This is a genomic window from Desulfosarcina sp. (genome assembly GCF_041551955.1).
GTDB lineage: Bacteria > Desulfobacterota > Desulfobacteria > Desulfobacterales > Desulfosarcinaceae > Desulfosarcina.
On the sequence record NZ_JBFELV010000260.1, the window covers coordinates 1 to 7,224 of the forward strand.

The following is a 7,224-nucleotide window of genomic DNA, read 5'->3' on the forward strand; positions in this document are numbered from 1 at the left end:
GACGAGGCCTGTTTTTATGTGATCAACGAAGCGATTCAACGGCCGGTGCAGGTGGCCCGGTCCGTGGCCGGCGGAAACGGTGGCCAACAGACACTGCCTGACCGAGCAACTGCCCCAGGTGACGGCCAGTGTGCCTGCAACAAGGATATCAGCCAGCTGATTTTGGACAATTGCGATGAGGACAAGCCTCTGCTGGTCCATGAAAACAGCAATGTGAAGGGGGTTCCCGAAGCGATCCGGTCCCTGATGCTGGTTCCGTTGAACATTCGTAAAAAGGTGTTCGGCGTATTGGCCGTGTCGTCGCTGAACGGGCATGTCCGGTTTTCGGAAAAAGACTTGTACTACATGTCGTTTATGACCAACAAGGCGGCTTATGCGATCGAAAACGTCGCCCTATACGAAAACATTTACGAAAACCTGTTGGCCACCCTGTACGCATTCGTTGGGGCCATTGAAGCGCGTGACCCTTACACCGAGCAGCATTCCAACCGGGTAACCCGGATTGCCATTGCCCTGTGCCAGGGAATGGGCGGCAGTCAGGAGGAGCAGGATATTTTAAACGTGGCCGGTCAGCTTCACGACATTGGGAAAATCGGTATTCGGGATGACATCCTGCTCAAGCCCGGTCGTCTGACCGACGAGGAGTTCCGCATCATCAAGGAACACCCGGTAATCGGCGCCAATATCGTGGAGCGATTAGGCTTATGGGACCGGGAAAAGAACATCATCAGATGTCACCACGAGCGTTTTGACGGGAAAGGATACCCCGACGGCCTGGCCGGCGAAAACATACCCATGCTGGCCAGGATCCTCTCCGTCGCTGACGTATACGATGCCATCGCTTCGGATCGTGCCTACCGCAAGCGAATGGAAGAGGCCAAAATTCTAGAGATCATGTATGGCGGTTCAGGCACTCAGTTCGATGCAGGCGTCATCGACACCTTCCGATCGCTGTACGACCAGGGTGTGATCAAAGCAATCAACGAAACCCTGCCTTGATGCCTGACACGCATCCTCACGAGACAATGTATACCGGCAGTGGTTCTTCACCGATTCCCACCGTTTTAAAAATAGGCCCAACATCCTTCTTTTAACCGTTGGAAATGGCCACTCCCCTTATTTTCCCCCTGGTTGTCATTTGATCATAATGGTGTAACAATCGGGCAGCCTGAAACAGACCGTGGAATCCTGCCTACACCATCGTTTATCGGATAATTTGATGCGCGTCGTTCTTATTTTGTTGTTTTCCTTTGGCCTGACATGGAGTGGCTGTACCAGTTCGCTCGCCATGGTGACCCTTGAAACCGATGATGTACTGCTCCATTTCCCAGAAGGTGAGGCAGCCATTGCGGCACGGTTGAACCGCAACCTTGCCGACATTCTGAGCTTTCTGCAAAAAAAGGGTCTGCCGGTTAAACGACCGCTTCATATCGTCGTGGACCAGGGCCAGGATGAGCCCGAGGTTCAAGTTCACGTCATCCCCCATCTGGAGATCCGCATTCCCCTGCGTGCCCCCGGTGTATTGGAAGAAGGGTATACGGAGGCTGACCCCTGGACCTATTTCATGTTCAAAGGCTTGTGCCTTCAGGGTATTTTCGGACTGCGGTCAGGCGTTCCCGGGTTGCTTTTCAAGGGGTTCGGAGCAATCGTTTCCCCCAACGTCGTGTTGCCACCGTGGATCGACAATGGCATATGCAATTTGCTGTATGCCCAGTACCTTGACAAAACGATTCAGGATCCTTTCGAGGCCGCGCTGTTCCGATCTACCCCGCCCCCGGACCTGGAAATTATCAGCCACCACCCGCAGGTCTGGCCCGGCTATTTTGCCTATCGCATTTACGGAAAACCCTTTTTGTCCTGGATTTACCAGGAATACGGCTGGTTGACGATCCTGAGATTTCTGCAAATTCACGGCGGCGGCCTGGTTCCTATCGAGATCGATCTGAAAGCCCGCGAGGCCTTCGGAAAAACGTTTTCTGCGCTATGGCGGGACTTCCGGCGCCCCTATGCGCAGCCTGGACCAGCGCCCCCGGCTATTCTGGCCAGGGGATACTGGGCCGAACCTTTTGTATTCTGGAATCGCACCGGGGTTTTTCCCGGCAAGCTTCAAATCAGGAACCGCGGACGATACGGCGTCGTCGACGCGGACGGAACCTTGTGGCTTTCAGAATTCAATCACAGCGCCAAGCTTTTCGGGTATTCCGGGGGCAGTGTGGTGTCCACGTCGCGTGAACACATCTGGGATCCGGGGCCCGGGGGGGTGGCCGTCAGCCGTATCGGCGGGCGCCCTTGCCTGATGGTCCTGCCCGAAAATGGTCAAGGGGGGTTCCGCCCAATCGACGGCAAGGCCACCGATGGACCGACCCTCATCAAGGCCCCGCAAGGCGTACTTGCACTGTCCGGCCCCGTCCGCAACGAACGCGGTGCCATTGCCGTGGCAGCCAATATTCAAGGGAACTGGGATATCTGGGTTTATGATCACGGTTGGATGCAGCTCACCCAAACACCGTCAATCGAACTGGACCCATGGTGGGAGGGTGATACCCTGGTATACGCCTCGAACGCCACCGGTCGATTCCAGATCCATGCGGCCGACCAAGGACCGATCACTGCTGTCGACCACATGGCCCTGCTTCCCCGGCAGGGCAAGTTCCTTCAACTGGCTACAAACGGATGGCGCATCGACAACTATAAAATCGTCCGGTCAGCTGTTGAAGCGCCCGCATACCCACCACCGTCGCCAGGGTATCGAGGTTCCGCGCCGCCGATACCGGACGCACACCCATATTCCCCTATGAAAAGCCTTTGGCCCAATTACATTCGGCCTGACCTGTTTGTCGACGCCACCGACCTGCAGCTGGGTCTTGCGACCAACAGTCACGACGTCAGCGGTGATTTCCGATTGAATGCCGGCGTGCGATACTCCTTCGACACGGACTATTTTGCCCTGAGGGTCGGCGCCCTGGCCAAAACACTGGGTACTCAGTTCACCCGCTACCCGGTTTCGTACAACACCGATGTCGACCAGATCGTCGATGAATCCCGTCATGAAGCCAGGCTCTTTTGGCGGCCATGGGAACTCGAGCGGCCCGAAACGGACCATCTGCTTCGCTCATCGAATGGGCCACACCGTTTTGATGGGCTCGAATTTTCATTGAATTGGCGCGGTTGGGAGCCGTTGAATATTCGAATGCCGGAGCCATCCGACACGGCCTCGGGCGATGAAGCTTGGTTCGGCATCGGATTGGCCAAACAGGCCGACATCCTGAGCCTATGGAGCAGTCTGGAGCTGTTCTCGGAAAACCGCCAGTCGCTCACCTTGGGTGGACGTCTGCTCTATGGCGAAAAAACGCTGACATCGGTTCACCTGCTTCTTGGCAGGGCATGGGGCGGCGCGCCGGACCTGGGGCACACCGCATACCGGATCGGCGGCAATGTGTCCGAAGGGTATTTCACCCACTTGCCCCCCAAGTTGTTTCCCGTGCGGGGGTTCAGTTCCAACCTGATTGAAGCCTCCAAAGCCGCCGCTGGTAGTGTCGAAGTGTTCTGGCCCCTGGCCAACCTCCAGATGGGGTATGCCACGCTACCCCTTTTTTTGCATCGCCTGAGACTGGGAACCTTTATCGATGCCGGGATTGCCAGTGAAGCATACCAGTCGGACGATTGGCTGGTCGGGGCGGGTTTTGAATTCGTCATGTCGGCTGAAATCGCCTGGGGCAGCTTTTCCTCATTCCGGATTGGCATGGCCTGGCCCCTCGTATATCCGGACTATGTCCAAGATAATGGCGTCAAGTTCGTGATCCAGCTTGGCCGGCCGCTATAGTCTGCCTTTTGCCTGTCCACGGCCGGGTCCGCTATCCCGAATGCGCAGGCATGCAGGCAACGATGCGGTGGAAAGCGGGTTCTCCATCATCACCATTAGCAACATCTCTTTATCAATTGCGCAGAATGGTGTAAAAGGCAGTGCATCTCGAAACAGATCCATGATCGCCGGATGGCGGCGATCATGGATAACGAAAAAGGTGCCATATGCCGACCTGGTCGGAACCACAGGATCTGAAGACATGGATGGCGCGGGGGCTGAGCCTCCGTGGAATAGTCCTGTTCCTCTCTGTTCTGGCCGTACTTATTTCCGAAGTGCGCTTCAGCTGGGTGGAAGTTCTGGTTGGACGCTATTTGACGGTTACCAACAGCCACCGGCCGGAATTGGGCAGCGTGTGGGAGCAGGGCCGTTTGAAGCAGGTGGCCACCCAGACGTTGGAGCAGATGGTGACCCAACAACTCACCGCCCAGCGTGAGGCCCGCGAGGCCACCTCCCTGGCCCAGCTTATCGATGGCCTCTCCGCATCCCAGGGGGCCATGATTTCCGCAGCGCAATTTAAAAGCCTTTACGTTCAGATCCCCGAAGCGGCCGCCAGGAACCTGTTTTCACCCATCCTCATGCTGCGCATCAGCGCCGAAAAGAGCTGGGATCGGGTGTATATGGAGCGGGAAAACGGCCAGGTGGGCATCTACCTGCTGGATCGCAGCAACAATGTGCTCAGCTACAAGACTCTCACCGACGAGCAGCTTAAATCTACCGGCACCGAAACGCACATCCTGGCTGGAGTCCTGGACGATCAGCCGGAGTTTGCCGGCCGCATCTATCCGGCGGATCGGTTCTTCATGGCCCTGGACACACTTGCTCCGGAGACCCAACGGGGGGTGCTCTATCAACCGGGTAACCTGCTGGCCGCTCAAGGGATCCCCTTGCGTGTGGGGATCAGTGATGAAGTCGACGCCGATATGATTCGTATCGGCATTGAGATGGATACCCCCCAGGGGCGGCAGATCGTTTTAACCACGGGGCAGGAGTGGGCCGTCTGGCAGGTTCGCACGCTGCTGGAACCCCGGCTTTCCAACCCCCCTTCCAGCAAGATGCGCTGGCCCCTCAGCCGGGAGGATCGATGACTGCCGGCCTTCGTTTCTTCCGAGCCATGACCGCCATGGTTTATCTGATGGCGGCGGTGGGTGCACTGGCGGGAATGGGCCTGTTCTGCCTGTTTTTGGTGGCGGTCAAGGATTTACCCCGGGTTCCCGAGCCCATCGGCCGCATCAACGACACACCGGCCACGGAAATTTTCAGTGCCGACGGGCAGCGCATTCTGACCATCGGCGGACGGGAAACCGTTGCCCTGGATGACGTCTCGTATCCATTCATTCAGGCCATCCTGGCCACCGAAGACCATCGGTTCTGGGAACACCGGGGCGTCAACAAGATTCGCACCATCAAGGCCTTGTGGATTACCTTGTTCGAATCGGGTAGAATTCAGGGCGCGTCCACCATCACCCAACAGCTGGCCAAAAACCTGTTTTTCAGTTTCGAGCGCACCTGGCTGCGAAAGTTCCGGGAATTGCTGGTGGCCCTTCAGATCGAAGCCCAGTTCTCCAAGCAGGAGATCCTGGAGGCCTACGTCAACCAGATCCCCTTTGGTGTTGGCGCCTACGGGATCGGCGAGGCAGCGCGAACCTTCTTTGGTAAATCGGCCGGTGAACTGAACCTGGCCGAAGCGTCCCTGTTGGCCGGCTTGCCTAAATCGCCAACCCGGTACAACCCCTTTCGTTACCCGGAGCGTGCCCGGGTGCGGCAGCAAGTGGTGTTAAAACGGATGGTAACCGCGGGCATGATCAGTCACGAGGAGGCCATTGAAGCCGAAGCCGTCTCGGTTGACCTGCGCACCCAGGGCCGCTCGCTGAGGGTGGACAGCTATTTTCTGGACGCGGTGATGAAATCACTGGAAGAGACCTACAGCCCCGAAGTCGTCTACCACGGGGGACTGCGGGTCTACACGACCCTGGACGCCGGCATGCAGCAGCAGGCTGAAAAAGCGCTGCAACAGGGGATAGCAGAGCTGGAATCCCAGATGGATATGACCCACCGGACCGAGGACACCGCAGTGGAAGACGACAATGGGCTGCAGGGTGCACTGGTGGCCGTGGACGTCAATACCGGCGCGGTGAAGGCGCTGGTGGGCGGGCGGGATTTTTTTCAAACCCCATATAACCGCGCCTTGCAGGACAACCGTCAGCCTGGCTCCGGTTTCAAACCCTTCCTTTACTATGGGGTATTGGAAAGCCTGGACAAGACGCCAGCCGACGTAATGGTCGATCAACCGGTTTCCATTCCCGTGGCCGGCAAGCCGCCCTGGAAGCCACGCAACTTCAGACGCACCTACGACGGTCCCATGGTGATTAAAAAGGCCTTCACGGAGTCGGTGAATACCATTGCTGCGCAACTGGTTTCTGCCGTCGGTCCCGAAGCGGTGATTCACACCGCCCGACGCTGCGGCATCACCAGCCCTTTGAATCCGGTCTATTCCGTGGCGTTGGGCACATTCGGGGTCAGCCCCCTGGAGATGGCCGCCGCATACGCCACCTTTGCCTCAGGAGGCGTGCGGCACCCACCTTACTGGATCCGTCGGGTGGAGGATGTGAGTGGACGGGTGCTGGAGGAGCACATTATCACCGGTGAGCGGGTTCTGAATGCGTCGATCAATTTTCAGCTGGTGGACATGATGGCCGGGGTCATCGATAATGGCACGGGCAATGTGGTTCGGCGGATGGGCTTTGCCCTGCCTGCCGCCGGAAAAACCGGCACCACCAACGATTACAACGACGCCTGGTTTACCGGTTTTACCCCCAACCTGAGCACATCGGTTTGGGTGGGTTTTGACCGGGGCCAGGGCATGCGGGATAAAAACGGCGCAGGCATTACCGGTGGTCGCGGTGCGGCACCCATCTGGGCCCAGTTCATGAAACAAGCAACGGACGGCGAGCCGCCCAGGGCTTTCATGGCACCGCCGGATATCTATTTCAAGAAAGTGAATCCGGAAACCGGGTCGTTGGCCGGGTTCTGGACGCGCGACCCGGTCACCGTGGCCATGAGAAAAGGACAACCTTAAGGGAGATGGGATACCTATTCAAACATCTGGCCGTGCGACTGTGGACGGCCCTGGCCTTCGGCAGCCTGACCGCCCTGGTGGTGCTGCCGCCTTTTGCCGGCGCCGTGGGACCGGGATGGATGATCCTACCGGGCCTTGCCCTGCTCGCCGCTGCATACTGGATTACGGGCGTGGCATTCGCTGCCATGGGGCGTCGCCGACTGGAGCGCCTGCTTGGCGAGGCCGCCGTATGGGAGCGGGCCGGTATGCCCCGGGAGGTTCGCCAGACCCTTGCCCGGGCTGC

General features: G+C 58.2%; 5 protein-coding genes. All 5 read left to right on the top strand.

All coding sequences use genetic code 11. The features are described from left to right. A partial coding sequence (locus tag ABYV26_RS17130) for an HD domain-containing phosphohydrolase (protein WP_372682572.1) occupies nt 1–999 on the top strand: 999 nt, incomplete at its 5' end. Between the two features lie 220 nt (nt 1,000–1,219). Further along, nucleotides 1,220–3,823 carry a hypothetical protein gene (locus tag ABYV26_RS17135; RefSeq protein ID WP_372682573.1) on the top strand — a complete coding sequence of 868 codons (2,604 nt, stop codon included), beginning with the start codon at nt 1,220–1,222 and terminating at the stop codon, nt 3,821–3,823. Between the two features lie 206 nt (nt 3,824–4,029). Continuing rightward, nucleotides 4,030–4,950, top strand: coding sequence for a hypothetical protein (locus ABYV26_RS17140; protein ID WP_372682574.1), 921 nt, complete (start codon nt 4,030–4,032; stop codon nt 4,948–4,950). Continuing rightward, entirely contained in the window at nt 4,947–6,941 is a 1,995-nt protein-coding gene (locus ABYV26_RS17145) for a transglycosylase domain-containing protein (protein ID WP_372682575.1), read from the top strand. The genes ABYV26_RS17140 and ABYV26_RS17145 overlap by 4 nt, the downstream gene beginning before the upstream one ends. 5 nt (nt 6,942–6,946) lie before the next feature. Further along, on the top strand, nt 6,947–7,224 hold a 278-nt coding region (locus tag ABYV26_RS17150; protein WP_372682576.1), incomplete at its 3' end, for a hypothetical protein.

Bases quoted from the DNA above. Each gene is read 5' to 3' on its own strand.
- ABYV26_RS17135 (WP_372682573.1), top strand. From the start codon at position 1,220: ATGCGCGTCGTTCTTATTTTGTTGTTTTCCTTTGGCCTGACATGGAGT.
- ABYV26_RS17145 (WP_372682575.1), top strand. From the start codon at position 4,947: ATGACTGCCGGCCTTCGTTTCTTCCGAGCCATGACCGCCATGGTTTAT.
- ABYV26_RS17140 (WP_372682574.1), top strand. From the start codon at position 4,030: ATGCCGACCTGGTCGGAACCACAGGATCTGAAGACATGGATGGCGCGG.